Genomic DNA, 26,702 nt, shown 5'->3' with positions numbered 1-26,702 from the left:
TTATTTCCTTTCTTGATAGGGGATCCGTATTTCTATCCTGGTCGGCTTGTGTTGATGACTGATCTCCAGCTCTCCTCCCAACAAGGCAATCCGTTCGCGAATCGAGTGCAGGTCTTTATCGGAGACTGTGGCAAAGCCGATGCCATTGTCTTCTGCGACCATTTCCACTCCTGTCTCGGTAGAGCGATAAAAGAGAAGGGCCTGTGTCGCTTTGGCATGTTTGATCATATTGGTGGCTAATTCCAGAGACACCATGGCTAGAGCAGATTCTAGGATCGGCGAGATGCTGGCTGTATCAAGCTCGTTCTGAATCTCCACTTTGATTTGAGCTACTTCCAGCATTTGCTTGACGGTTTCTAGCTCTCTTGCCAGGGTTCGCTGCTTCAAATTCTCCACAATCTCACGGACTTGGTGCATGGACTCTTGACTGATGGCTTGAATCTCTTGCACCTGCTCCTGGGCCTTCTCAACCTGACCCAATGCCAAGAATTGATCAGCTAGGTCCGCCTTGACACTGAGCATGGCAAAGGTGTGTCCTAGACTGTCATGCAGATCACGGCCAATCCGATGGCGCTCGTTTTCTGCCAGCAAGAGATTGATCTGGGCGTTTTGCTTGGCATGGTCAACTTTCAACTCTTCCATCATCTCCATCCGAACCATACTAAAGGTCATAACCGCGATAAACAAAGAGACGATCAGGACAAAAAGCCAATCATTTTCTCTCATCTCCCTATTAAATAATAGAGCTCCAAAAAGGATCAGTAGTGATCCAACAGCCGTCCAAAGAAAGGGCGAGCGAAAATCGCGAATCCCAAAACGATAGATCAAAATATTGCTCACATAATAGTAAAACCAACAAAAGCTAGTTCCAACAAAAAAGGTATTTCCTGCAATATACAGCAGAAGATAAATCCAAAAAAGCCAGGTCAGTTTCTTATTTTCAGTAATGAGGATACCTAGATAGCTTATCATAAAGAAGATGGCTAAAAAGAAATGCCACCAGGGAATCTGCCCTAAGAAAATAGAAGCAAAGGGAAAGGCCATAAAGATTAAGCCTACGTAAAACATATGGTGAATATGTTTGAGTTTTTCAATCATGAACGAACCTCAGAATGACGACGATAAACGATAACAAGGGCAAACAAGACCAGGGTAAACAAGGTTAAATAGACACTCGCAAAGACATTGACCTGTCCCTTGTTTAAAAAGGTCTTAATCAGTTCCATCAATTGATAGGTTGGAAGGCATTTGCCAATGGCTTGCATCCATTCTGGAAAGAGACTAATGGGCATCCATAGTCCACCCATGACAGCCAGCCCCATGTAAAGGAGATTGCCCACAACAGACATCAATTGACTGGAAGGAAGCAGGGTCAAAATCAGACCGAGAGCCACAAACGCTAGACTTCCTAGGATGAGAATAAAGGCTGCTAAGACCCAATCCTGTAGGGGCATATTCACATGCCGCACCACATGGCCCACGGTAAAGACAACTCCAATCGATAGGAGAAAATCGACAAAGAGACCCACAACCTTTATTAGATAATATTCTACCATAGATACGGGGGTATGGCGCAAGACTTTTTGCCAATTATTGAGTCGATCGGTTTCAAGAACGGTTGGAAAAGAAAAGATAGCCGTAGACATCATAGAAAATGCCGTCATGGAGAGGAGATAATCCCTCATAAAGTGAGCAGGTGCTCCTGGTGTTTCCTGGTACATCCCTGAAAAGAAGAGATAAAAAGCCGTGGGCATCCCAATTGATAACAAGTAATAAATAGCTTGGCGACTGGTCAAATGCCACTCAACCACGCCGAGAGCTTTCATGCGTTTCATCTTCTCTACCTACTTCCTTTGTATTTTCAAAAATAGAATCCAATAAACTTCGATTGCTTACTTCGATTTCTTGGATCGAACATCCTTCTTCTTGCAAGCGAGTCCACAAACTATTGGCATCACGTGTCACAATCTGAAGAGCATCGGGTTTAATGATTACTTCACTAACACCTTCCATCTCTGCCACTAGAGCTTGGTAACGCAAAGGCAGGGTGAAATGTTTTTCAACTTCTTCGCTTCTCATAGCGAGAGGCGTCGTATCCCGAAGCAAATGCCCCTGATGCAAGACCAAAATTCGATCAGCCGTGTGCTCTACTTCCTCGATGTAATGCGAAGAATAGACAATGGTCACACCTTCTTCCTTTAAATGCCCAACGATCTCCCAAAAGCGTTGGCGAGTGGATGTATCCATTCCAGCAGTTGGCTCGTCCAAAAACAAAAGACTCGGACGACCAATCAAGGTCAACACAAAGGATAGGAGACGCTTTTGCCCACCAGATAACTTACTGGCCAATTGCTTTTTTTGTTCCAGACTGAATCGCAATAGATCATCAATTTCTTCTCCTGTTAAGGGGTTGGGATAAATAGAGCGAAAGAAGTTGATCAGTTCCTGCACGGTTAGCTTTTGCACAATGGCATTCTCTTGAGGGAGATAGGACACACTAGCCTTTAACTGAGGATGACCAGGAGCCTTCCCCTCTACTTCAATGATCCCAGACGTCGCTTTCATATCTCCCAGAAGACAGTTCATCAAGGTTGTTTTCCCAGCTCCGTTTGGCCCGATCAAGGCCAGACAATCCCCCCGTTCAACCGCAAAAGAAAGATCTTCTAAAATGACTTTTCCTTTGATCCTTTTTTTCAAGTTCTCTACTCTAATGATGCTCATGATACTCTCCTTTCAAGCAGGCTTGGCTAGCTGGAATGATGACAAAGACGACCAAGGTCGCTCCCGTTTTTTTCATTGCTCCATTTCCTTTTTTACCGCCTTGACCATTTTCAATCCTTCTTGAACCGCCCAGCTCATGATGCCAATCCCAGCAAATAATTCCCAAGGGAAATGGTAATAGAGACTATCATCCTTTGAAAAGATCAAATAGACGACCATCCCCACCACTGTTAACGTAAACACTTTATAGAACCATTGTTTCATTTTTCCTTACCTCTTACTTTCTGACTTTATTATATGAAAAGGAAGAAGAGGCAACTAGATGATTTTGTCACTCGCTCACATGACAAAAGTCACTAAAAAAAGCCAAGTGACTTCACTCGACTTTTCTATTCTTCTTACTGGCCTTCTTCTTTCATGCCATGCAATTTCAAGGCCTTCACCAAGGCATCTGCCTTCATGTTTTTCAAATCATTGAGACCAGCATCTTTGAAGTAAGAAATTTCTTCTAGAGACTTGGCGTCAATTTGGTTGAGGTCAATCACACTGGTTGAGAGCAATTTCTTCTCTGGTGTAACGCTATACTCCAAGCTAAAACCAGGAACGGTTTTCAGCTTCTTGTAGTCTTCATTTTGCTCCAGTAAAGCTTGAATGGCTGCTGTGAGTTCTTCAGGCGACTTCTCTGCTGCGATGGTCCCAAGTTGTTGGGGCAGATCGGCCGTCACTTCGATGCGAAGGTTTTCAACCTTATCTCCCTTAGACTTGATGATATCCCGGTGTTTTGTTCCCTTGATATCTCCAACTAAGGTTGTGGTTTTTTCTTCATTTTTTACTTCTTTTTTAACAGTGGAACTGCTAGATGAGCTAGCGGTTGTAGTTTTCTTCGTTTGGGATTGCGAACAACCAGTCAATACCAAAATGGCTAGCCCAAGGGTTACAAAAAATTTCTTCATTTTTATAACTCTCCTTTCACATACTGATACCAGTATAACATATCGCGTCTTTCTTGTCTAAAAACTCCACTGTTCAAAGCATTTTCCCCTCTTTTCAAGCTCTTCCATTTGAATAAAAATCTGATGAATGTGAGACTTTTTGCAGAAACTCCTTTTTCTCACAAATAAAGCCTCCGTGGAGGGTCACTTCAGTCTCAATCCCTCTGAATCACACTGATTTCATAGGGAATCTCCTCGTTTTTCTATATACAAAAAAGGTTCCGAAAGGAACCTTCTGTTCAATTATTCTACACTAAACAAGTATGGGTAGACGGGTTGGCCACCTTGGTGGATTTCCACTTCTACATCCTCATACTTCTCAGCAAGGGCTTGGGCCAATTCATTTGCCAACTCCTCACTGCCGTCTTCACCGACATAGATGGTCACAATTTCACTGTCTTCATCCAACATATAAGCGAATGTTTCTTCCAAGGTTTCCATCATATCTGGGTTTGAAACAACGATTTTGCCATCGACCATTCCAAGATTATCATTTTCATGGATTTCAAGCCCATCAATAGTGGTATCGCGAACCGCTGTTGTCACACTACCAGACACAACATCACCCAATGAAGCGCTCATGCGTTCGTAGTTCTCTTCGATCGATTTGCTTTCATCAAAGGCAAGAAGACTAGTCAATCCTTGAGGGATGGTCTTGGTCTCAACAACTGCTGCAGGTTGATCAATCACTTCTGCTGCAGATTGAGCAGCCATTAAGATATTCTTGTTGTTTGGCAAGATAATGATGTTGCGCGCATTCAACTCTTCAACCGCTTTGACAAAGTCTTCTGTTGATGGGTTCATGGTTTGACCACCAGAGATGATGTAATCTACTCCTTGCGCTTTGAAAATATCAGCCAATCCATCACCCGCTACAACTGCGATGATGGCATATTCTTTTTCTTCAACTGGTTTGGCTTGACGTTCTTCTTTTTCAACTTGCGCTTCGTGTTGGTTGCGCATGTTGTCGACTTTGACCTTGACCAAGCTTCCGTACTTAAGACCTTCTTGCATGACAAGACCTGGATCTTCTGTATGGACGTGAACTTTGACAATCTCATCGTCATTCACCACCAATAGGGAATCCCCAAGGTTGTTCAAATAGTTACGGAATTCATCGTAATCGAAGTCTTTGACATAGGTTGGACCTTGTTTCAAAGCGACCATGATTTCTGTACAGTAACCAAACTTGATGTCTTCAGTAGCCACATGGCCAGCGACTGACTTGTGGTGTTCTGCATTAATCATTTCTGACATGGTTGCAGGTGTTGCTTGGAACTCTTCAGAAGCGATGAATTCACCTGTCAAGGCTGACAAGAATCCTTCATAGATGAAGACCAACCCTTGACCACCAGAGTCTACCACGCCAACTTCTTTCAAGACTGGCAACATATCTGGAGTCTTCGCAAGAGCTGTTTTAGCTCCTTCAAGAGCGGCACGCATAACTTCTACTGCATCATTGGTAGATTCTGCTTTCTTCTTGGCCCCAATGGCTGCCCCACGAGAAACCGTCAAAATGGTTCCTTCAACCGGCTTCATAACGGCCTTATAAGCAACTTCTACACCAGACTGGAAGGCTGCTGCAAGTGCTGCTCCATCCAATTCTTCTTTGTCTTTGACACTTTGAGAAAATCCGCGGAACAATTGAGAAGTGATAACTCCTGAGTTCCCACGCGCCCCCATCAAGAGACCTTTAGCGAAGATCCCTGCTGCTTCTCCAACAGTTGAAGCAGAACGGTCCGATACTTCTTTGGCCCCATTTTCGATGGTCATTCCCATATTGGTTCCTGTGTCCCCGTCTGGTACAGGAAAGACGTTCAAAGAGTTTACATATTCCGCTTGTTTATTTAAGCGCGTAGCCCCCGCTTGAACCATTTCTTGAAATAAACTTGTAGTAATATTAGCCACGATTATTCTCCCACAATCTTGATATTTTGAATATAGACATTCACAGTATCCGTAGTGATTCCAAGTTGATTTTCCAAACTAAATTTCACACGTTCTTGAATATTTTTTGAGACTTCGCTAATTTTTGTTCCATAGCTCAAAACAGTGTAAACATCAACTGCGATAGTTCCTGCTTCCGTTGTTTTGACAACAACACCTTTAGAGAAGTTTTCTTTCCCTAGGAGGGCTTGGAAATTATCTTTGATCGCATTTTTGCTGGCCATTCCAACCACACCGAAGATCTCAGTAGCAGCACCGCCTACAACAGTTGCGATAACCTCATCAGTCAATTCAATTTGACCGTCCTTTGTATTGATTTTTACTGTCATAATTTCTACCTCAAAAGTATTTTATATTCTATTTTACCATAAAAAAGATCAGCTGTAAAAGGGTAGGGACTATTCTTCTCCCGCTGTGACAGCTGTCTCTAGAGAAAAAGAAAAGAACCTCTATGAGGTTCTATATTCTTTATTAAACGCGTTCTACTTTACCAGATTTCAATGCACGAGCTGAAGCCCAAACTTTTTTAGGTTTACCATCAATAAGGACAGTTACTTTTTGAAGGTTTGGTTTTACGGCACGTTTTGTTTGGTTCATAGCGTGTGAACGGTTGTTACCTGATACAGTCTTACGACCTGTGAAATAACATACTTTAGCCATTTCTGTGTTTCCTCCTATTAGATCTAATATAACGGATGTGCTAGCACCACATACCGTACTATATTACCAAAAAAAATCTCTCTTGGCAAGCTTTTGGCCAAAGTTTTTCATTTCCGACTTAAGAAAACGAATTCGCTCCGACATAGATAATTTCCAGATTTCCTAAGGAAACATCGCCCGTAATGTAGAAATCCTTGCTTGTCAGAGCACTTGGATTTTCCTGATGTTGGATTGCTGAGAGGGAATTATCCACATTTACATGGACCCGCCAATCACTTGGTACATAGAGACTCAAACTTCCAAGGGAAACATCGACAACAAACTGGGCAGATGGACCTTCGATGCGGCAATTGTCAAAATAGATAGAAGCTTCTCCCAAGCTCACATCCGCACTTCCATGAGTAAAGTGTTGGTCATTGAGATATTTTGTCACTGTGGAAAAAGAGACATCGATGTCATTGCCATCCGCCCTGCTCATCGAGCCAGTGGAATAAGATTCAAAACGTTCCTTTATCTTCTTAGAGGGGCTGAATAAAATATTGAGACCGATCACTGCTAGGATTGAAGAAAGGATAACCACCGAATTGGACACCGGAAGAAAATGGTATTGCCCATTGAGACAAAAGAGGGCTAACAGTCCATAGGTAAAGCCCCAACCAAAATGGCGCTTCAAGAAACTAGAGAGGGACAGGACTGCAAGCAAGGTGACCCAAGCTAAGGTCCAGATGCTGATGTCCCATTTTACAAAATAGCCTTGTAAAAGGATTAAGGCTGCTAATAGGATTAAGAATACTCCAATTAATTTTTTTCTCATGATATTACCTCATTTCATTTAGTCGTTCTTTTAAGAGTTGATAGTAGCGCCTGGATACATGAACCTGCTTGTGGGTCTGGTAGAAATTGACCGTGCTGGTTCCTGAAAAAGACTTTTCCAGAGAGTAGATCTGCTTTGCGTTGACAATAGTGGATTTGGAAATCCGACAAAAGGCGATGGGAAGCAGCTCCTCCAACTCATAGAGCTTCTGCTTGACCTCATAGGCCTCGTCCCTAGTATGCCCGTAGATCTTCTCCCCATCCGTCTCAAAAAAGAGGATCGATGCTACATCTAGAAAATACTCGCTTCGATCCTTGTAGAAGGCTAGTGGAGCGATCTTTTGTTCGAGGATGCTCTCTTGTAGCTGGGTCAACTCCGGGGTCAAGCGAGGAGCTCGAATCAAGATCTCAGGCTCGTCCATTGATGAATCCAATTCGATTCTAACTTTCATAAAACTCCTTTCCCAACGTTTTGATAGTACCATTATAACAGCTGTTGAAAACAAAACAAGGGCTTTTCAGTAAGTGGCACGTTTTGCCCATCAAGAGGTAGCTTTTGAGAAGTAAAGAGGCTGGGACAAAAGTCCTAGCCTCTCAATTGTCTTTGGATTGTCGAGCAAGACGCAGTGGTTGAGTGGGCTCTACTACGCTGATTTCATCAGCTTTTATAGTCCTACTCAACTGTGCGGAGGTGGGACGACGAAATCGAATTCTAACGAATGACCGATTTCTGTCCCACTCTCTTTCTTTATTTGTTGCTTTCCTTATCCGGTAAAAGAAAACTAAGACCCACACAAGCAAGGACACCCGCTGTGATCACTAAGCCATTTGAAACCGGCAAGAGATCGTAGATCGCGTTTGCAATCATCAGAGCAATTAAAGCACAGATGACACTTGCCTTGTAGTCCTGTTTCATCAGATTTTCAAGAGTAAAGAAAGCAAATAAGAGAACGGGGAATAAAGGCCAGATATTCACATCAAGCTTTGGAAAACCAACCATTCCCATTGTCACAACTGCAAGAGCAACCAAAATAAATCCAAGTCCAAGTAGTTTTTTCATCATCATATACCTCATTTTGATTATTCGGAAGTATTTCTTCCTTTGATGATTCTATGATAGCAGAGAGCTCCTACGGAGACAAGGACTTTTGACTAAGTGGTCAAAAAAGGTGCCTATGCGGTCAAAAAAAGAGCGAGACCGAACGAATATGTGATCACCATCATTCGTCGTCTCGCTCCTTCAAAGCAGATTTTTTCTATGCCGATTGCAGGGATCGAACCTGTGACCTACGCGTTACGAGTGCGTTGCTCTACCAACTGAGCTAAATCGGCGATTACCTTCTTAGTATAGCACTCTGATAGCGGATGTCAAGCACTTTTAGTTGATCTTTTTAATCAGAATCTGACATGGATTCTGTGGATCCCATAGTTGCGGAAAAATCTCTAATTTTTTAAAACCAAGACTGCGATAAAAGACATTTGTTCGATCGTAGTTCTTATTAGAACCTTCTGCCACTGTTTTTACCTGTAAATAGTCGACTTTTTTGCAGGCTTCACTTTCCAAAGTAGCAAGCAACTGACTTCCAATCCCCCTGCCTTGATGAGCTTTTTTTACACCGAGACAATCAATCTCTGCACAATCTTCACTAGAATAGGACAAGCTTACAAAGCCAAGCAAATCATCCTCCTGATAGGTGGCCCACACTTGCAAGTCCTTGGCTCCTTCGATGTAGGCTTGCGTGCTTTCTGGTATTCCAAACCATTCTGGCAAATCCCTTAAAATCTCAGCGACAACTGCCATTTTTTGATCTTCACCCTTGACTTCTTTAATTACAAACATCATAAGTTCCTTTCTTGATTTTAGTCTTACTTTACCTCTTACGAACCAGCACTTTCGTAGGCATCCAATCCCCTATCCCAAAGTTTGAGGGAAATAACAAAGAAAACAAGGGAAATCAGAATCAAACCACCAATATTAAAGAGTCCATCCTTGTCCTGCAAGAAATAGCTGGCAGGATAGTAGGCCGTAAAGGCGAAAGGTACAATAAAGCTAATTAACCAACGAAGGAGCGAATTGTAAATAGAAATAGGATACTTGGCAAAATCATTAAACATATAGAAAATGTAAATCATGGCACCTGACTGCTTGGTCCAAAAAGCGATGCTGGCTGTAGCAATTTTCAAGGAAGTATAAATCAAGGTCGCAAAAGGAATACAAACTAGAAAAATCAGGAATTTTGGAAGAGTCCAAGCAATGCTAGTCGCCGTTGTCGCTAGTAAAATTCCACCGACCAAAAGTTCACCCAAGGCATCAATCTGAAAGGTCTCAACGAGGATGTGAAAGAGAGGATTGATAGGACGAGTCAGATACTTGTCAAACTCCCCTTTTCGAACTAGTCGTTGACCTAAAGCCCATAGATTGTCAAAAAAGAGATGATCTAGTCCCTTTGGAATTAAGGAAAATCCATAGATAAAGGCAATTTCTTGAAAAGTCCAACCTTCTAGGGAGGGAATGTGTTGAAAGATGACATTGAGAAACAAGAGGTTCAGGCCTTGAGTCAGAAAGACTCCCAACACACCAACCACAAAATCGACCTTGTATTCCATGATTTGCTTGATGTACTGTCTGATAAAAATCAGATGCATGCGTTGATATTTTTTCATACTAACCTCCCTGAATGGTGATAAATGACTGGACTCGTTTCCAAATCAACTGAGACAAGCCCACCATCACTATAAGCCAGAAAAGCTGAAGCAAAAGTGCTTGAAGAATCTGACTAGCATCGTATTTCCCAACAATAATCATGACCGGAGTGTAAATTAAGGATGAGAAAGGTAAGAAGGACAGAATATCTGAAATGACCTTTGGAAAGAAAGCCAAGGGAATCAAACTCCCAGACATAAAGGCCACTATGGAAGTCTTAAGTAGGTTGGAACCCCAAAGATTTTTAAATACAAAGGCTGAAAATCCAAAGCAGATATTAAAGAAAAAGTTAATCAGATAGGCCAGGGTTAAGCTAAAAAGATAAAGGGTAGTTAGTCCCAGCACTTCTACAATCCCTTGCCCAGATAAGATTTTCATCAAAACAATGACACTTAAAAATGGCAGTCCAACAGAGATAAAAATCAACCACTTGGAACCAAGCTCCGTAAAGAGGTAAGAAGCCGCAAAATGCACTGGTCGCAACAAGCGCATGATAATGGAACCATCCTTGACCTCATCACCAATCATAAAGGAAGAATCCGACCTAGTCAGAAGATTAGTCACAAAACTCATGATGATGTAGAGGGTGATATCCGCCATACTGAAGCCCTGAATCAAAGGCTCCTGGGAGGAATCAAAGACAGCCTTCCATAGATAAAAAGCCACAAAAGCACCCATGACATCGCCAATCCGATAAAGAATAAAGTTGACTCGATAGCTAATCAACTCCTGAATCCCTGCATTGATAAAGGGTTTATAACGTCTCCACAATTTGACCATCTTAGAGCTCCTTTCGATAGAAGCGACGGATAATATCTTCAATATCCGTATCTACCATCTTCAAATCACGGACCTCAAAATCAGATAAGGTTTGCTTGATAATATCTGCCGACTGGTAGCGGGAACTATCGAATTCAATATTGAGAGTATTTCCTTGTCTATCAATGGACATATCAGGCAAGCCCTCATAATGAGAGACTAGATGATTTTGACCTGGCGTCAGGTCAAAGGAGAGAGTCTTCATCTTTCCAAAGGTCTCCTTGAGCTGGCTAACCGTTCCATCAAAAATCTCTTGCCCCTTATCAATCATAAAAATCCGATCACAGAGTTGCTCAATATCACTCAAATCATGAGTAGTCAAGAGAATAGTTGTCTCTTCCTCCTGATTAATCTGGGTAATGGCCCGACGAATGTTGTCCTTGACCGACACATCCAAACCAATAGTCGGTTCATCTAAAAAGAGAACTTTGGGATTGTGAAGCAAGGAAGCCGCAATATCCGCCCGCATCCGTTGACCTAGCGAAAGAGTCCGCACGGGATCCTTGATAAAGTCCTTCAAATCCAAGACTTCATTCAAAAAATCCATCCGCTTGTGGAAGAGCGAGTCTGGGACATCATAGATCTCTTTCAAAACCGTGTAGGTCTCTTGCAGAGCCAAATCCCACCATAGCTGGGTGCGTTGTCCGAAAACGACTCCAATATCCTTGACATAATCTTGGCGATTATCCTGGGGAATCTTGCCGTTAATCCGACAAAAGCCAGATGTGGGCTTCAAAATTCCTGTCAGCATTTTGATGGTGGTTGACTTCCCAGCACCATTTGCCCCGATAAATCCTAAAATCTGCCCTTTTGGAACTTCAAAAGTTAAATCCTTGACCGCTTCAAAGGTCTGCTTTTCAGGATGAATAAAGGAGCGTAAGGCTCCCTTTAACCCCGGCTCCTTAACTGTCTTCACAAAATTTTTCCGAAGATGTTGCACTTCTATCATTGCCATATCTATCTCCCTATCGTAAGAAGCAACATTGTATTTTTGACTACAAATATTCTAAATCCTTACTTTCTACACTTTCTCAATATTATTACAGAAGGCTTTATACCAACCTATTATAATCTAATAAAAATAGGAATGCAAGCGTTTGCTTATTGATTATGAAATTAGAGATTTCTCTCTTAAAATGAAACTTTTAATCAAAAATTCTGTTAAATAGTTTCCTTAAAACACCAAAAAAACCACCCTCACGGGCAGGTTTTTTGTTAAGAAAAAGAATTTTTTTAATTGAAAAAATTAACGATTCTACTGTTAATCCTTCAGTATTTAATTATTATCATCAGTCTCAATGGATTTTTAAGCCCTCAATTATTCTCCAAAAATTCTTTAATGCGAGAAACAATAGCATTGCTTTGATAATGATAGAGGTCGTGAGGCGCATCCATATAGACGACTTGAACATTAGACTGGTCGCTTGCAAATCTCTCTGCATAACGTTGCCACTCTGATTGGCTAAAGGACGTGCCTTCACCGTTAGAAACTAGGAGTAAGGCTGGAATTTTCGGATTAATGCTAGATGGAACTTTCTTGGCATTTTTCTTTGCCAAACGGGATTCATGAAGCATGGCTTGTGACATCAACTGCTTATATGCTAGTAATTTATATTGTTGTCGTTCAGTTTCAGTCAGAGTTGGATTTTTTATATAAAAGGACTCAGGGAAATAGCGTAATAAGCCAATCTTACTGCTCCAATAAGCCACAGTAAGCAAGGCCTGATTATCCTTTAAATCCTCATAACTTGCTGGTAATGCCCAATCCAGACCAACCAAGGCTTTCACTTCATCAGGATACTTTTCCTGCCAAGCCAGACTTTCAAGACTAGCCATTGAATGAGACAGAATGATAAAAGGACCTGTTACATTTGCTTGTGATAGAGCTTGACGGGTCTCAGACAAAACTTCCATCACATCTCTGGATTGATTACTATCCTCGCTATAACCATAGCCAGCCCGCTCTACGACGACTACTTTGTATTTTTTGGATAGGGAATCTGTTAGATTCTTAAAGTCTAATATAGGTGAAGCAATACCTGCACCTGAAAGAAATACTATCGTTTCAGATCCTTCACCTTGAACATATACATTCATTTGATGTCCATTGACTACAACCTTCTTACCTATAGGTGTGAGAAGCTTACTTTCTTTTTGTAAACTAAGTTGGTGAAAACCAAATGTACCTCCTAGAAAAAGGATAAGAATAACAAAAATGATCCAGCTAAACTGTTTAAATTTTTTCATAGGCATATTGTACAAAAAATAAAACCTGTAAGCAAGAGGCTTCATAACTCCCAAAAGAATACCCGCATCCGACTTCTCAATACAAAAAAACAAGATCCACACGGGACCTTGCTTTCCTGTTTTTAATTAAGCTTTGCCTTCTGAACCGAATACGTCGATACGTTCTTCAACAGCTGCTGTAATTGCTTCGAAACCTGGTTTCAAGAATTTACGTGGGTCGAAGAGTTTCTTCTTGTCGTATTCTGCTTCGTTTGCATCGTATTCACGTACGAATTGACGAGTAGCATTTGCAAATGCGATTTGGCATTCAGTGTTCACGTTAACTTTCGCAACACCAAGTTTGATCGCTGCTTGGATTTGATCATCAGGGATACCTGATCCACCGTGCAATACGATTGGGAATCCTGGAACAGCTTCAGTCAATTTTTGCAAGTGGTCAAGGTGAAGACCTTTCCAGTTTGCTGGGTAAGGACCGTGGATGTTACCGATACCTGCAGCCAAGAAGTCGATTCCTGTAGCAACCATTGCTTTAGCATCTTCGATTGGTGCCAATTCACCATCACCGATGATACCGTCTTCTTCACCACCGATAGTACCAACTTCAGCTTCTACTGAGATACCTTTAGCATGAGCTTTTTCAACGACATCTTTCGCCAATTTAAGGTTTTCTTCAACTGGAAGGTGTGAACCGTCAAACATGATTGAAGTGTAACCAGCTTCAATACATTCAAGAGCATCGTCGTAGTGACCATGGTCAAGGTGAATTGCAACTGGTACAGTGATACCCATTGATTCTACAAGGTTTTCAATAAGGGCTTTACATACTTTGTAACCACCCATGTATTTAGCAGCACCCATAGAAGTTTGGATAAGTACTGGAGCTTTCTTAGCTTCTGCTGCACGCAAGATAGCTTGAGTCCACTCAAGGTTGTTTGTGTTAAATCCACCAACTGCATAACCATTGTCACGAGCTGCTTGGACAAATTTTTCTGCTGAAACGATTGCCATGTGTAATAGGCCTCCTATAAATTTTTGTGGGATTGATCCCACTTACATTGTTTATTTTATCACTTTTTAGATGAAATTGCTAGCTTTTCCTGTGGCTTTAAGCGATTTCTTCCAATAAATAGGGCGGAATCTCCTATCTCCTAAGACTCTCATCCTAGCAAATAAGGAAAAGAGAGTGGGACAAAAGTCCTAGCCTCTCAATTATTTTTGGATTGTCGAGCAAGACGCAGTGGTTGAGTGGGCTCTACTACGCTGATTTCATCAGCTTTTACAGCCCTACTCAACTGTGCGGAGGTGGGACGTCGAAATCGAATTCTAACGAATTACCGATTTCTGTCCCACTCTCAATTCTCTTCTTTAAAATTTTTTAGTGAAAGGAGAAAGGCGATCCCGCAAATCACATGGAGTACTGCTACAACCCATTGAGAATAGAAATAAGCAGCAAATAATTTACTGTCGGTGAACATTTTTCCAAAAAGCCCCTTTACCAATCCCTCAAGAAACGGAATATTCTCACACACAGCAAGGATTGAGGCAAGAAAGAGAATAAAACCTGCTATCAAAAAGAGATTGGGAATCCATCTTTTTATCCTTTTCTCTTCTCTGAGCATATACTGAGACGCAATCGCAAATAGAAAAATAAGGACATTCCATATGTTTAAGGCGATAAAGTATCTAAAGGTATCCTTGTATGCGCCTATCGCCATCGCTAAAATCAGGATAGGACCGAAAAAATTAATGGCACTTCCCAATAGTGCAAAGAGGCCATCGACCAAAACAAGATACTTCTTCATATTCTCACCTCATCTCACATCTATTCTACCACAAAGGTTTCGAGAAACAAAAAAAGACAGCCGAAGCTATCTTCATCCGATGCGGAGAGAGGGACTTGAACCCTCACGACCTAAAGCGGTCACAGGATCCTTAGTCCTGCGCGTCTGCCAATTCCGCCATCCCCGCGATTGAGTACCTTACTAGTATATCAATCAACGACTTTTTTGTCAAGATTTTTTTCAAACTTTTTTCAGAGTTTGTCATTTTTTCACAAAAAGGGAGAGTGGGACAGAAATCGGTAATTCGTTAGAATTCGATTTCGTCGTCCCACCTCCGCACAGTTGAGTAGGGCTGTAAAAGCTGATGAAATCAGCGTAGTAGAGCCCACTCAACCACTGCGTCTTGCTCAACAATCCAAAAATAATTGAAAGGCTAGGACTTTTGTCCCAGCCTCCTTTGATTTTTATTTGCTATCGTGGTTTTCAACTGCCGCTGTGATAAAGGCTGTGTAAAGTCCTTCTGGGCGGTTTGGACGGCTTGACAATTCTGGGTGGTATTGGCAAGCGACAAAGAATTTGTTTTCTGGGATTTCAACGATTTCGACCAAACGGTTGTCTGGTGAAACGCCTGAGAAGACAAATCCTGCTTCTTCGAACTGTTCACGGAAAGCATTGTTAAACTCATAACGGTGACGGTGGCGACGTTGCACCACTTCTTGATTGTCATAGGCAGCTGCTGCTTTTGAGCCTCGTTTGAGTTTAGATGGGTAAAGACCGAGACGGAGCGTTCCTCCCATGTCTTCCACATCGATCTGGTCCCGCATGATATCGATAATCGGATACTTAGTTCCTGGATCCAATTCGGACGAATTAGCTCCTTCTAAGCCTAAAACGTGACGAGCAAATTCGATACAGGTTAACTGCATACCCAAGCAGACACCCAACATTGGGACGTCCTGTTCACGCGCATACTTGATGGCTTGAATTTTTCCTTCTGTTCCCCGTTGACCAAAACCACCTGGGACGATGATTCCATCCGCATCTCCAAGGAGTTCTGCCACATTTTCAGCTGTCACATCATTGGCATTGACCCAATTAATCTTGACTTCTGCATCATTGGCATACCCTGAGTGCTTCAAGGCCTCAACGACAGAAATGTAGGCATCTTGCAATTCTACGTATTTTCCAACCAAGGAAATCTTGACCTGTTTCTTGAGGTTCATGACCTTGTCGACCATCGCAGACCATTCTGTCATATCTGCTGCAGGAACATCCAATTTCAAATGGTCACAAACGATTTGGTCCATATTTTGTGCTTGCAAGTTCAATGGGATTTGGTACAAATGTTCCACATCCAGTGATTCGATGACAGCTTCTGGTGCGACATCACAGAATTGAGCCAACTTGTTCTTAATTCCTTGACCAGCTGGTTTTTCTGTACGGATGACCAACATATTTGGTTGAATCCCAAGACCACGCAATTCTTTCACAGAGTGTTGCGTCGGCTTGGTTTTCATTTCTCCCGCAGCCTTTAAGTAAGGAAGAAGGGTGGTGTGGATGTACATAACATTTTCAGCACCAACATCTGCCTTCATTTGACGAAGAGCTTCAAGGAATGGAAGGGATTCAATGTCTCCAACTGTTCCCCCGACTTCTGTGATGATGACATCTGAATCCGTCGTCGTCGCTGCTCGTTTGATCTTTTCTTTCAAAGCATCTGTGATATGAGGAATAACCTGTACAGTCGCGCCCAAGTATTCTCCACGACGTTCCTTTCGAAGGACTTCGCTATAAATTTTCCCTGTTGTCACATTTGAGTACTTATTCAAATTGATATCAATGAAGCGTTCATAGTGACCAAGGTCCAAGTCTGTCTCTGCGCCATCGTCTGTGACAAATACTTCCCCGTGTTGGTAAGGACTCATCGTCCCTGGGTCAATATTGATATAAGGGTCAAATTTTTGGATGGTCACTTTCAATCCACGATTTTTGAGCAAGCGACCAAGACTTGCTGCGACAATCCCTTTCCCGACGGATGATACGACACCACCCGTGACAAAAATATATTTTGTTGACATGTGCTTTCCTCTTCTTCTAATGTTGTAGAGGCCATTCCTCTTTGCAGAAAAAACAAAAATAGCTCCCTAATCCTTAGGGAGCTCCGACCTCAAAATGAGGTGCCCGAACAATATCTTACCGCAAATGGTCTACTTTGTCAAATTGAAAATTTCATGAAAATAATTTTCGCTGTTTACACGACCTTTTCCACTCCATTTTGTGTGACGAGAAATTTCTCAAATTGAAGCTGAGGCATGCAAAGAGCAAGGTCCTTGTGGATTCGTTCTAGCGCTTCTAAACGCATCTCGACTGACGTCTCGGTATTTCCTTGGATGACAAAGAGGGCGTTTTGCGTAGTCTCCTCAAATTTGTAATGGTCACTATCGCGTACATCCAACCAAGCCAGAACTCCTTTTTGATCCCGGTAGACAGGATCTGTCGGTGCGACATGTTTTTCACTAGAAAGGATAGGGAGGAAGAGATCGTCTCTTTGACTCACTGTAAATTCAATCGGTCCCTCAATCTTATCTAGGTCATGTCCTCCAATTGCGAGAAAGGACTTCAGAGATTCGACATTATAGATATCGATGATGCTATTGATCTGAGGAAGAGCTCCTCGATGCTGGATGTTTCGGATAAGAGCTAGGACTGTTGGGGGATTTTTCTTGATGCTACGCCCTACCTTTTGCAAGAGGTCTGTATACCCTTTGATGACAGGAGATGCCACTACTTCTTCTGTCTGACACTGGAGCGCCCATTGTTCAAGCTCTTTCTTCTTTTCAAGAAAAGAAGGGGGCAAAACTGCTTGAGGATCCACATTTCTAGCAATTCCGACCACAACTGTATCAATACCAAGAGCTACTAAACTTTGATCTAAACGAAAGTCCATCTGGAACACCTCCTATTTGGGAAACCTTACACGTTTATCATATACCATTTCGCCACTTTTTTCAATGCAAACAAAAAGAAACAAGGAACAAGTTGTTTTTTTCAGAAGATAGATAAACTATTTTTATTGACATATAAGTCAATAAATTACTTGCAAACCATCCTCTACTTTTAAAAAATCAAAGGATATTCTGAAACTTTCCGCCGTGAGAAAAGTGCCTGAAACATTTTTGTATCAGGCACTCGGGAGTTTTGAAACCTTAGGTTCAAAACTAAGTCATGGAACTTCGTAGAAGTTCGCTGACGTCCGTACTCATCTAAGGAAAGTTTCTGGGCAAACTTCGTCTTCAATAAAAAAACAAGGAACAAGTTCCTTGTTTCATACGATTTATTCTTCTTCCTCGTCTTCAGAATCCTCTTCTTCGTCGTCTTCTTCGCTTAATTCAACTTCCTCACCCAAATCATCTGGTACGATTTCATTGATTTCAGCATCGTAAGCTTCGACTTCACTCTTTTCATCGTCTGGATTTTCTTCATCATATGAAAGAGCTGGATCTGCATCGTAAACTTCTTCGTCTTCTGGATCGTCGTCGTTGTAGTCGATCGCATCCTCGTCTCCATCCATGAAGGCATTGACACGTTTTTTCTTCCGTTTCTTAGGAGCTTCATCTTCGTCTGTTTCTTCAAGAGCGATGATTTCTTCGTCAACTTCATCGATGGCATACCATGAACGAAGACCCCATTTGTTATCTCCAAGTGGGATAAAGCTTCCATCTACATTCAATTCTGTGTAGAACAATGGGAGGGCTTCACGGATCTCGCTGTTTGATTTTTCAAGGTAATTTTGAATTTCATTTACAAGATCGCTAAAGTACATTTCATGGTCACGTCCGCGTAATTCCAAAATCGCACGCGCCACTTCAATCATAGAAAGTTCACTTTTTTCTTGTCCAGCAAATACTTCTAATTCCAAGGGTAAATCTCCTTATGTTTCATTTCCTAAATGGAGAAGGATCCGGTCTTCAACCTCATCCTATCCTCAATGATAGATTGAAAACTTCTCGTCACTAAATCTATCACGCATTTTATCGTTACACTCTATTGTACGATAAATTTCCCCTTTCGTCAAAGGAAAATTCCAGGATTCTCCACGAAATCAGAAAAAAGAAGAGCCTCACGGCTCTTCTTTTTAATCTCAATTATTTTACTTTTGCTGTGCTTGTGATTACGTTCACTGCTTTCTTCACTGTGATGTCATGTTTCAACATTTCTGGTGAAAGAAGGTTGCGAACTTGTTCAACTGGCATGTTGTAATCTGCTGCCAATTGTTCGATTTCAGCGTTGATTTCTTCTTCAGTTGCTTCGAAGCCTTCTGCTTTGGCTACTGCTTCAACCACGAGGTTTGTCTTAGTGCGGCTTTCAGCTTCTGCTTCATATTGTTTGTGAAGATCATCTTGAGTTGTTCCAGTAATTTGGAAATACATTTCAGGTGAGATTCCTTGACGTTGCATATTTCCAAGGAATTCGTTGATTGAACGGTGTACTTCTTCGTGGATCATTTCTTCTGGAAGTTCAACGATTTCAGCATTTTCAACTGCAAGATCGATCGCTGCTGCTTCTACTGCATCGTTGTATGCTTCTTCTTTAGCTTCCGCCAACTCTTTGCGGTATTTTTCTTTCAATTCAGCAAGAGTTTCAACTTCTTCGTCGATATCTTTTGCCAATTCATCGTCAAGAGCTGGTACTTCTTTTGCTTTTACTTCGTGGATAGTTGTCACGAATTTCGCTTCTTTACCTGCAAGGTCAGCTGCTTGGTAGTCTTCTGGGAAGGTTACGATGACGTCAACTGTTTCACCAGCAGAGTGTCCAACCAATTGGTCTTCGAAACCTGGGATGAATTGACCTGAACCAAGTCCAAGTGAGAAGTTGTCACCTTTACCACCGTCGAATTCAACACCATCGATAGAACCTACGAAGTCGATCACAACTGTGTCGCCTTCTGCTGCAGCACCTTCTTTAACAACCAATTCAGCCAAATTGTTGCGTTCGCGTTCGATACGAGCATCCACATCAGCGTCTGTTACTTCTTTAGAAACTTCTACTGATACTTCAAGGTCTTTGTAAGCACCCAATTTTACTTCAGGTTTTGTTACAACAGCTGCTGTCAATGTCCAGTCTTGACCTTTTTCCATAGATACAACATCAAAAGTTGGTTGTGCTACAACTTCGATTCCAGCTTCTTTAACAGCTGCTTCATATGCTGCTGGAAGAAGATCGTTCAAAGCATCTTGGTAAAGTGCTTCTTCACCAAAACGTTGGTTGAAGATTGGACGTGGAATATGACCTTTACGGAATCCAGGTACGTTCAAAGTTTTCTTAACTGACTCAAACACACGGTCCAAAGCAGGTTTGATTTGCTCTTGGCTGATTGTGAAAGTCAATACACCGTGGTTAGTTTCTTTGTTTTCAAATGATACAGACATTCTGTCTCTCCTTAAAATAATATAGTCATTCCTTATAATTTTACCACAAAACTTTGAAATTGCAAGTTTTAAAACATTTTCGCCTCTCTTTTCATCCAAAAAAACTAGCCCTTAAAAGCTAGTTCTGATTATGATTTTCGGATGGGATCATCGAGGTAGAGAGCACGGGCGCCGCCGATCAATTTTGGCCGACTGGCAAGGGCTGTGACATGGGCTCCACCTAGCTCACGCATGATAGGGCGAATCGGAACTTGCACGTGTTTGACATGCATCCCTACTGAGGTATCTCCGATGTCTAACCCCGCTTGAGCTGTGATGAATTCTACTTCAACAGGATCCTTAAAATACTTGAAAGCTGCGAGTTGTCCAGCACCTCCTGCATGGAGACTCGGAAGGACATTGACGATTTCTAACTCCTTCTTGTCCGCCAATTCTCTTTCAACCACCAAGGCGCGATTGAGATGCTCACATCCTTGTACCGCCAGATAAATCCCTCTTGGATTCAACTCATCTAGCAAGGTCTGGACAATAGCTTCAGCAATATCGATGTTGGAGGCCTTTCCAATTTGTCCTCCTGCAACTTCACTTGAAGACATCCCGAGGACTAGAATCTGTCCTTGGCGGAGACGGCTTTTTTCCAAGACATCTACCAGGATTTCTTTCGTATCCTTCTTCAGTTGCTCCAGATCCATGAATTAGCTTCCTTTCTTTTGAAATGCATAATAGACCACATAGCCTAAAGCCATCCCAACAAAATTCTGAGCAAGGTTATTCGGAATGTCCGAGATAGCAGCACCCCAGCCATTGCCTAAAAAGAGAGCAGAAGCTAGTGCGTAACCACCTACCATGACGACTGTCGCAAGGAGCAAGCCTAGGTAACGAGCTTTTCCCTTGAAGCCAGCGAAATAGCCTTGTCCCCCGTGAAAGAGGAGGCTAAAGAACATCCACTGAGGATAGCCTGAAATCAGGTCAAGTAGGAAGGCTCCGACACCACCTACAATAGCACCTTCCTTGCGCCCAAAATAGAAGGCTGTGAAATACACTCCAAGATCTAGCAGGGTGACGATCCCTGTAGGAGTTGGAAGTTTGGTATAGTAGCCAAGTACAACTGTCAAGGCTGTCAAAATGGAAAGGCGGGCAATGAGTTGAGTTCGATTAGATGTCATATTGTACTACTCCATACTGGTCTGAATGTTGAATCGCTTGGAAGACAAAGTCTTTAGAGGCTTTAACAGCTTCAAGCGGTGATTTCCCTTTTACCAACTGGCTGGAAATGCTAGACGCAAAGGTACAACCAGCCCCTGTATTGTTCTTTTCTAGGACTGGCTCTTCAAAGATTGTAAAATCTTGTCCGTCATAAAAGACATCGATGGCCTTTTCTTTATTGAGACGATTGCCCCCTTTGACCACGACATTCGCTGCTCCCAATTCATGGAGCTTACGAGCAGCCTCCTTCATATCATCGAGCGATTGAATCTTGCTTTGGGTCAAGATCTCAGCCTCTGGTAAATTTGGTGTAATGATGGTCACATAAGGGAAGAACTTGATCAATTCATCTCGAAGGGCTGACACTTCCACATCATGGCTTTCCTTGCAGACCAAGACAGGATCGAGCACTACTGGGATATCTGCATGAGCTTTGACATAGTCCAAAGCTAGGTCTGCCACTTCAACATTTGGCAAGAGGCCGAGTTTAATAGCAGAGAAAGGAACATCCTTGAGAGAGTTGAGCTGTTGAGCAAAGGTCGTTGAATCCACTGGAATCACTTCAAAACCATGCTCCGTCATAGCGGTCAAACAAGTCACCGCTACAAAACCATGCTGTTTGTTGGTTGTATAGGTTGCAAGGTCTGCGTGAAGACCTCCTCCACTAAAAATATCATTTCCTGAAATAGCTAGAATCAATTCATTACTCATAACGGATCTCCTTTAAATATAAACCATTTGGCGCTGCTGTAGGACCTGCTAGATTGCGGTCCTTCTTTTCTAAAATTAGATCGATCTGCTCGATCGGCATCCGATCATTTCCGATCTTCAACAAAGTTCCCACCATATTGCGGATTTGCTTGTAGAGAAAACCATTGCCCGAAAAGGTAAAGACAAGGCGATGATGTTCTGCATCCTCGATCAAGCGAGCCTCTGTAATCGTACGAACCTTGTCTTCCACACTGGTTCCTGAAGCTGTGAAACCGCTAAAATCATGGGTTCCCTCCAACTTTTGGATGGCTGCTTGCATCTTTTCCACATCCAAAGGATAAGGGTAGTGGGTCGCATAGTGGCGCATCATGGGGTTCTTGGGACGACCATAATCCACGATAAATTCATAGGTCTTGCTGTGCTTCTTATAGCGTGAGTGAAAGTCATCTGCTACTTGCTCCACCCGGACGAAATCAATATCCTCTGGGGTTTGGGTATCGAGGGCAAAGCGAAGCTTCTCCTCGTCCCGCGCTTGGGGGAGATCAAAATGAATCACCTGGCCAAGAGCATGGACACCGGAATCCGTTCGCCCCGCTCCATGAACGGTAACAGGGGTTCCTTGATTGAGGCGCGTCAAGGTCTTCTCGATTTCCTCTTGCACACTACGGGCATGCGGTTGGCGTTGAAACCCTGCAAACAAGGTCCCATCATATGAAATGGTTGCTTTGTATCGTGTCATGGTTCTATTTTAGCAAGATATAGAAGGGGTTACAAGAGTGAAAAAACCAAACTGTCCGGGTACAGTTTTGCAAGCACAAAAAGAGGCTGGGACAAAAGTCCTAGCCTCTCAATTATTTTTGGATTGTCGAGCAAGACGCAGTGGTTGAGTGGGCTCTACTACGCTGATTTCATCAGCTTTTACATCCCTACTCAACTGTGCGGAGGTGGGACGACGAAATCGAATTCTAACGAATGACCGATTTCTGTCCCACTCTCCTAACTTCGACCTGTTACAAGTCAACTAGGTCTCAGTCTCTTTTTTTATTTTTCAAGTCTATTCCTGCTGCTCCTAAGATCGCCCCTAGTAAAGCGAGTCCCAGAGCAGATTCCACTCCTGTTTCCGGGAGTTGCTTGTTAGAAGATACTGCTTCTGAACGAACCTCTTTTTCCACAGCTGCTGGAATTGGCGATGGGGTATTTACTGGTGCTACTGGTTGATCCTTCGCGATCACTTGAGGTGTTGAAGGATCTGGAACCACTTTGTTTACGAGCACGTCTGATTTCACTGGTGCTTCTACTGAAGGGCTTGTTGGGATCACAATTTCTTTGGTACCGACTTCAACAATTTCTGCAACCGGCTCTGTGGCAACTTCTGTAGCGATCACTTTTCGACTTTGATCAAATGCCGAAACCTCTACATACTCAAGACCTTGCCCTTTAACCCCAGCCTGGATCACTCTGCGTTCTCCTTTAGCGAGATCTGGATTGGGCCGTTCCACAAGGTCAAAATCAAGTTCTTTTTCTACGATTTCAAGACTTGGTTTGTCTTCCACTAGGGCTTTGACGTCATTTTCAGCCAAGCTACCTACTTGCGTGATTGGCTTGAGCCCCGCAAGGGCTTGGGTTAGAGCAGCCACTTCTTGATCCACCTGATCTTGATGAGCACGGCTCACATTCCAATTCAAGCTATCTAAGACTTTCGCAAGTGCTGCGCGAGATTCTGGTGTGTATATGGCTAGATCTGTTGGCACCGTAGCAACTGCTTTTCTAAGAGCAGTGAAGTCTGCCTTGAAATAGTCCTTGTTGTGGTTGGCAAAAGCTTCCATGACCTGGAAGACTTCTTCTTCCTTGTATTCATTGGCCGGCTCATCAGCCCAAATTCCCAACATACTTCCGGATGTCGGTATCTTGACATCAGGATATTTGGTTGAAGCTAATTGTTCAAATGGAACGGTTTCTGAATGTTGAAGAGCTTTATCGAGTGGATAGCTTTGCTCTCCTCTATGGCCCAAAACATAGTACCAGTCACCGTTGGTATTGAGGAATTTGTAGCCCTTGTCTGCGAGGTACTGTGGAGATGCGAGGTTATAGCCCCACCATCCTTTAGACCAGTATGAAATCAAGACGTCCTTGTCAAAGGCAACATCATCTTCATCTCCATAATAGAAGCCATCGTTAAAGGCCATTGGCTGCAAGCCTTTTTCACGCGCCATAGCAGCAAGACTATTGGAATACTCCGCAAATTTACCATAGAGTTCATACCACTTGAGGTAGTACCAGCCTTGCGCACTGGTAGCGTCATTGGCATATTCATCCGTTCCATAATTAAAGATCTTAGACTTGTCTTTGAAGTAGTCCATGTACTTGCCAATCAAGGCTTTGGTAAAGTTGACTGCTGCTTCATTGGTCAAATCCATGGTTGTTTTTGAAACCGTATCAAAGCTGGCTTGTGGATTTTCAATGCCCAATTTTTCCATGGCAACCAACAAAGCATCCATGTGGCCAGGACTATTGACCGCCGCAATCAAGCCGATTCCTTTCGCAGTAGCATAAGCATGGAGTTCATCCATTTCTGTTTGAGTCAAGGCTTGACCATTTGGATCATCGTAATAGGCCTTGGTGCCTTCTAAAATGGCCTTTTTCACATCATCACTGGCATAGGTTTTGCCATTGGCTTCCACCGTCATATCATCGAGGACGAAGCGCATGCCATCGTTTCCGACCAGGAGGTGCAAGTCAGAATAACCCAACTCACTGGCCTTATCTACGATCCGTTTCAACTGCTCCAGTGAGAAGTATTTGCGGCCTGCATCGATCGAGATGACCTTCTTCATGGCAAGTTTTTCTTCCGCTTCTTTTGCTGCAACTTCTTTCGCGTAGCTTTCTGTATACACCAAAGCATCTTGAGCTGCTTTGAGATTGTCGATCAAGGTTTTGGCCTCTGCTCGAGTGGTGTTTGCTCCTGCCCCTTCTAAAGCTTTTTTAGCTGCCGTAAAGGCTACTAGAGATTCCGGTGTGTAGTGGTCCAAATCAGTTGGAGCTTCTGAAAGAGCTTTTTCGACGACTTCAGGATCTGCTACAAAGTAGTCCGCATTCTTGTCCGCGAAAGCATGCATGAGCTTAAAGAGAAGGTCTTTTTTGTAGGTTGCAGATGGCGTATCTGCCCAGGCAGCTACCATCCCACCGATGAAGGGCACCTTAGCCCCATCATTTTTTTGAACCACATCAATCGCTGACTTGTAAATTCCTTCAAGACCTTGATCAAGGTTGTACCAACCAGATCCAGCCTTGTCCCGTCCAAGCACATAATACCAAGCATCATTGGTATTAAGAATCTGATGACCTAGTTCAGACAAGAGTTTTGAAGAAGCGACATCATAGCCGTTCCAGCCACCTGTCCAGTAGGAGACAATGATATCCTTGTCAAAAGTGCCATAGGAAGTATCGCCATTGTAGTAGATTCCATCATTAAAAGCCATTGGTTTCATCTTGTGTTTTTTCACAATAGCTGCTAGATCATTAGCATATTGGATGAATTTTTCATAGCCTTTTTCTGGATAGCCTTCACCTGGCCAATGCTTGCTAGCTTGGAGAACCTGCCAACCATGGGCATCTGTAGCATCGTTGGCATATTCATCCAACCCGATGTTAAAGATTTCTGTCTTGCCACTGAAATAAGCTGCATACTTTTCTACCAAAGCCTTGGTAAAGTCTAAGGCTTTTTGGTTGTCCAAATCAACTGTCCGAGCTGATTTTTTAGTGCCAAAGTAATTAAAGTGAGGGTTTTCGATCCCCAATTGTTCCATGGCTGTCAGAATCGCATCCATGTGACCTGGACTATTAATGGTTGGGATGACGCCTACTTTCTTCGATTTGGCGTAGGCCAAAATATCATCCATTTGAGCCTGGGTCAAGGCTGTCCCGTTTGGATCATCGTAATAAGCCTTCGTCCCTTTTTCAACCGCATCTGTCACGGCTTGGCTAGAATAAGAAGTATCTCCCACTTTCAAAGACATGTCATCCAGCACAAAGCGCAAACCATCATTTCCAACTAGAAGATGCAAGTCTGTATAACCCGTCTTACTTGCTTCATCAATGATTTCCTTGATTTGGTCTGGTGAGAAGTACTTGCGACCGGCATCGATCGAAACAATCTTTTTCTTGGCTAATTTTTCTTCTTGGTCAGGAGCTTTAGCAGGCGTTTCCGTTGCTGCTGTCGTTGGTTGAGCTGCCACATCCGACTCTACGACAGAGCTTGCTTCTTCGCGAATCAAACGGTCAAGATCTGATACCCGCAATTCACGATCAGGCAGTGTCGGTTGACTTTGATCGACGATTGGGGCAGGAGCCGTTGGTTTTTCTACTGTTGGCTGAGAAGCTTCCTCATTAAGGGAAATCGTTGACTCACCCTCGCTTGGCTGAGTTGGAACTGTCGTTGAAGGACTTTCAGTAGTCGTCGGCGTATCGGCTGCTACAACCTGAGCGCCAGCAAAAAATCCTATGAGCACCGAAGCAGCTCCTACTGCATACTTGCGAATCGCATAACGTGGTTGATGTGATTTCATCAGGACCTCCTAAATTGTCTTTGTAATCGTTTTCTTAAATTTACCACGATATCTTAATAAATTCAATGAGGGTCCTCATTATTCTTTAATTAGGAGAGGAAGTTCTT

At 42.8% G+C, this 26,702-nt stretch carries 27 protein-coding genes and 2 tRNA genes; all 29 read right to left on the bottom strand.

What is annotated here, in order from left to right:
* The 29 genes from I2F76_RS06015 to I2F76_RS05875 all read right to left on the bottom strand — a co-directional run bounded on the left by I2F76_RS06015 (position 1) and on the right by I2F76_RS05875 (position 26,595).
* Positions 1-1,098 (bottom strand): sensor histidine kinase, encoded by a 1,098-nt coding sequence (locus tag I2F76_RS06015; RefSeq protein WP_049475098.1) that lies wholly within the window; start codon positions 1,096-1,098, stop codon positions 1-3.
* Positions 1,095-1,835 (bottom strand): ABC transporter permease, encoded by a 741-nt coding sequence (locus tag I2F76_RS06010; RefSeq protein WP_195487447.1) that lies wholly within the window; start codon positions 1,833-1,835, stop codon positions 1,095-1,097. The genes I2F76_RS06015 and I2F76_RS06010 overlap by 4 nt, the downstream gene beginning before the upstream one ends.
* On the bottom strand, positions 1,804-2,721 hold the full coding sequence (locus I2F76_RS06005; RefSeq protein WP_195487446.1) for an ABC transporter ATP-binding protein: 918 nt from the start codon (positions 2,719-2,721) through the stop codon (positions 1,804-1,806). Before I2F76_RS06005 ends, I2F76_RS06010 begins: the two co-directional genes overlap by 32 nt.
* 72 nt (positions 2,722-2,793) lie before the next feature.
* On the bottom strand, positions 2,794-2,985 hold the full coding sequence (locus I2F76_RS06000; RefSeq protein WP_023027681.1) for a hypothetical protein: 192 nt from the start codon (positions 2,983-2,985) through the stop codon (positions 2,794-2,796).
* Between the two features lie 134 nt (positions 2,986-3,119).
* Positions 3,120-3,674, bottom strand: a complete 555-nt coding sequence (locus tag I2F76_RS05995; RefSeq protein WP_195487445.1) for an SP0191 family lipoprotein — start codon at positions 3,672-3,674, stop codon at positions 3,120-3,122.
* A gap of 282 nt (positions 3,675-3,956) precedes the next feature.
* Positions 3,957-5,621, bottom strand: coding sequence for a DAK2 domain-containing protein (locus tag I2F76_RS05990; RefSeq protein ID WP_195487444.1), 1,665 nt, complete (start codon positions 5,619-5,621; stop codon positions 3,957-3,959).
* Between the two features lie 2 nt (positions 5,622-5,623).
* Positions 5,624-5,989, bottom strand: a complete 366-nt coding sequence (locus I2F76_RS05985) for an Asp23/Gls24 family envelope stress response protein (RefSeq protein ID WP_003004393.1) — start codon at positions 5,987-5,989, stop codon at positions 5,624-5,626.
* 142 nt (positions 5,990-6,131) lie between these two features.
* Positions 6,132-6,320, bottom strand: a complete 189-nt coding sequence (gene rpmB, locus I2F76_RS05980; RefSeq protein ID WP_001140948.1) for a 50S ribosomal protein L28 — start codon at positions 6,318-6,320, stop codon at positions 6,132-6,134.
* A gap of 118 nt (positions 6,321-6,438) precedes the next feature.
* Positions 6,439-7,134, bottom strand: a complete 696-nt coding sequence (locus tag I2F76_RS05975; protein ID WP_195487443.1) for a LiaF transmembrane domain-containing protein — start codon at positions 7,132-7,134, stop codon at positions 6,439-6,441.
* A 4-nt stretch (positions 7,135-7,138) separates the two neighbouring features.
* Entirely contained in the window at positions 7,139-7,585 is a 447-nt protein-coding gene (locus I2F76_RS05970; protein WP_195487442.1) for a LytTR family DNA-binding domain-containing protein, read from the bottom strand.
* 296 nt (positions 7,586-7,881) lie between these two features.
* Positions 7,882-8,193, bottom strand: a complete 312-nt coding sequence (locus I2F76_RS05965) for a LiaF transmembrane domain-containing protein (protein ID WP_195487465.1) — start codon at positions 8,191-8,193, stop codon at positions 7,882-7,884.
* Between the two features lie 199 nt (positions 8,194-8,392).
* A tRNA-Thr gene (locus I2F76_RS05960) sits at positions 8,393-8,465 on the bottom strand.
* Positions 8,466-8,511: 46 nt separating this feature from the next.
* Entirely contained in the window at positions 8,512-8,973 is a 462-nt protein-coding gene (locus I2F76_RS05955) for a GNAT family N-acetyltransferase (protein ID WP_195487464.1), read from the bottom strand.
* Between the two features lie 38 nt (positions 8,974-9,011).
* A complete protein-coding gene (locus tag I2F76_RS05950) occupies positions 9,012-9,797 on the bottom strand; it encodes an ABC transporter permease (protein WP_003017328.1) in 786 nt (261 codons plus the stop codon).
* 1 nt (position 9,798) lies between these two features.
* Entirely contained in the window at positions 9,799-10,617 is an 819-nt protein-coding gene (locus I2F76_RS05945; RefSeq protein WP_003017344.1) for an ABC transporter permease, read from the bottom strand.
* Position 10,618: 1 nt separating this feature from the next.
* On the bottom strand, positions 10,619-11,611 hold the full coding sequence (locus I2F76_RS05940; RefSeq protein WP_195487441.1) for an ABC transporter ATP-binding protein: 993 nt from the start codon (positions 11,609-11,611) through the stop codon (positions 10,619-10,621).
* A gap of 359 nt (positions 11,612-11,970) precedes the next feature.
* Positions 11,971-12,909, bottom strand: a complete 939-nt coding sequence (locus I2F76_RS05935; protein WP_195487463.1) for an alpha/beta fold hydrolase — start codon at positions 12,907-12,909, stop codon at positions 11,971-11,973.
* A gap of 120 nt (positions 12,910-13,029) precedes the next feature.
* The gene (locus tag I2F76_RS05930; RefSeq protein WP_003004573.1) at positions 13,030-13,911 is read right to left on the bottom strand and encodes a class II fructose-bisphosphate aldolase; all 882 of its coding nucleotides are present in this window, start codon (positions 13,909-13,911) and stop codon (positions 13,030-13,032) included.
* A 344-nt stretch (positions 13,912-14,255) separates the two neighbouring features.
* Positions 14,256-14,705 (bottom strand): hypothetical protein, encoded by a 450-nt coding sequence (locus I2F76_RS05925; protein ID WP_195487440.1) that lies wholly within the window; start codon positions 14,703-14,705, stop codon positions 14,256-14,258.
* A gap of 80 nt (positions 14,706-14,785) precedes the next feature.
* A tRNA-Leu gene (locus I2F76_RS05920) sits at positions 14,786-14,871 on the bottom strand.
* 277 nt (positions 14,872-15,148) lie between these two features.
* Positions 15,149-16,762, bottom strand: coding sequence for a CTP synthase (locus I2F76_RS05915; RefSeq protein WP_195487439.1), 1,614 nt, complete (start codon positions 16,760-16,762; stop codon positions 15,149-15,151).
* A 173-nt stretch (positions 16,763-16,935) separates the two neighbouring features.
* Positions 16,936-17,631, bottom strand: coding sequence for a B3/4 domain-containing protein (locus I2F76_RS05910; RefSeq protein ID WP_195487438.1), 696 nt, complete (start codon positions 17,629-17,631; stop codon positions 16,936-16,938).
* Positions 17,632-18,018: 387 nt separating this feature from the next.
* Entirely contained in the window at positions 18,019-18,603 is a 585-nt protein-coding gene (rpoE, locus tag I2F76_RS05905; protein WP_195487437.1) for a DNA-directed RNA polymerase subunit delta, read from the bottom strand.
* Between the two features lie 226 nt (positions 18,604-18,829).
* Positions 18,830-20,113, bottom strand: coding sequence for a trigger factor (tig, locus tag I2F76_RS05900; RefSeq protein WP_021154454.1), 1,284 nt, complete (start codon positions 20,111-20,113; stop codon positions 18,830-18,832).
* 128 nt (positions 20,114-20,241) lie between these two features.
* Positions 20,242-20,805 carry a TIGR01440 family protein gene (locus I2F76_RS05895; RefSeq protein WP_195487436.1) on the bottom strand — a complete coding sequence of 188 codons (564 nt, stop codon included), beginning with the start codon at positions 20,803-20,805 and terminating at the stop codon, positions 20,242-20,244.
* Between the two features lie 3 nt (positions 20,806-20,808).
* On the bottom strand, positions 20,809-21,279 hold the full coding sequence (locus tag I2F76_RS05890; RefSeq protein ID WP_003010175.1) for an ECF transporter S component: 471 nt from the start codon (positions 21,277-21,279) through the stop codon (positions 20,809-20,811).
* Positions 21,269-22,030 carry a bifunctional hydroxymethylpyrimidine kinase/phosphomethylpyrimidine kinase gene (locus I2F76_RS05885; protein WP_195487435.1) on the bottom strand — a complete coding sequence of 254 codons (762 nt, stop codon included), beginning with the start codon at positions 22,028-22,030 and terminating at the stop codon, positions 21,269-21,271. Before I2F76_RS05885 ends, I2F76_RS05890 begins: the two co-directional genes overlap by 11 nt.
* On the bottom strand, positions 22,023-22,769 hold the full coding sequence (gene truA, locus I2F76_RS05880; protein ID WP_195487434.1) for a tRNA pseudouridine(38-40) synthase TruA: 747 nt from the start codon (positions 22,767-22,769) through the stop codon (positions 22,023-22,025). Before truA ends, I2F76_RS05885 begins: the two co-directional genes overlap by 8 nt.
* Positions 22,770-23,058: 289 nt before the next feature.
* On the bottom strand, positions 23,059-26,595 hold the full coding sequence (locus I2F76_RS05875) for a family 20 glycosylhydrolase (protein WP_195487433.1): 3,537 nt from the start codon (positions 26,593-26,595) through the stop codon (positions 23,059-23,061).
* Between the last annotated feature and the right edge of the window lie 107 nt (positions 26,596-26,702).

The sequence above is a fragment of the Streptococcus parasanguinis genome (assembly GCF_015557775.1).
In the GTDB taxonomy this organism is placed as follows: Bacteria; Bacillota; Bacilli; order Lactobacillales; family Streptococcaceae; genus Streptococcus; species Streptococcus parasanguinis_AA.
Note: the sequence above shows the minus strand (reverse complement) of the source record. Positions and strands in the feature narration are given on the sequence as shown.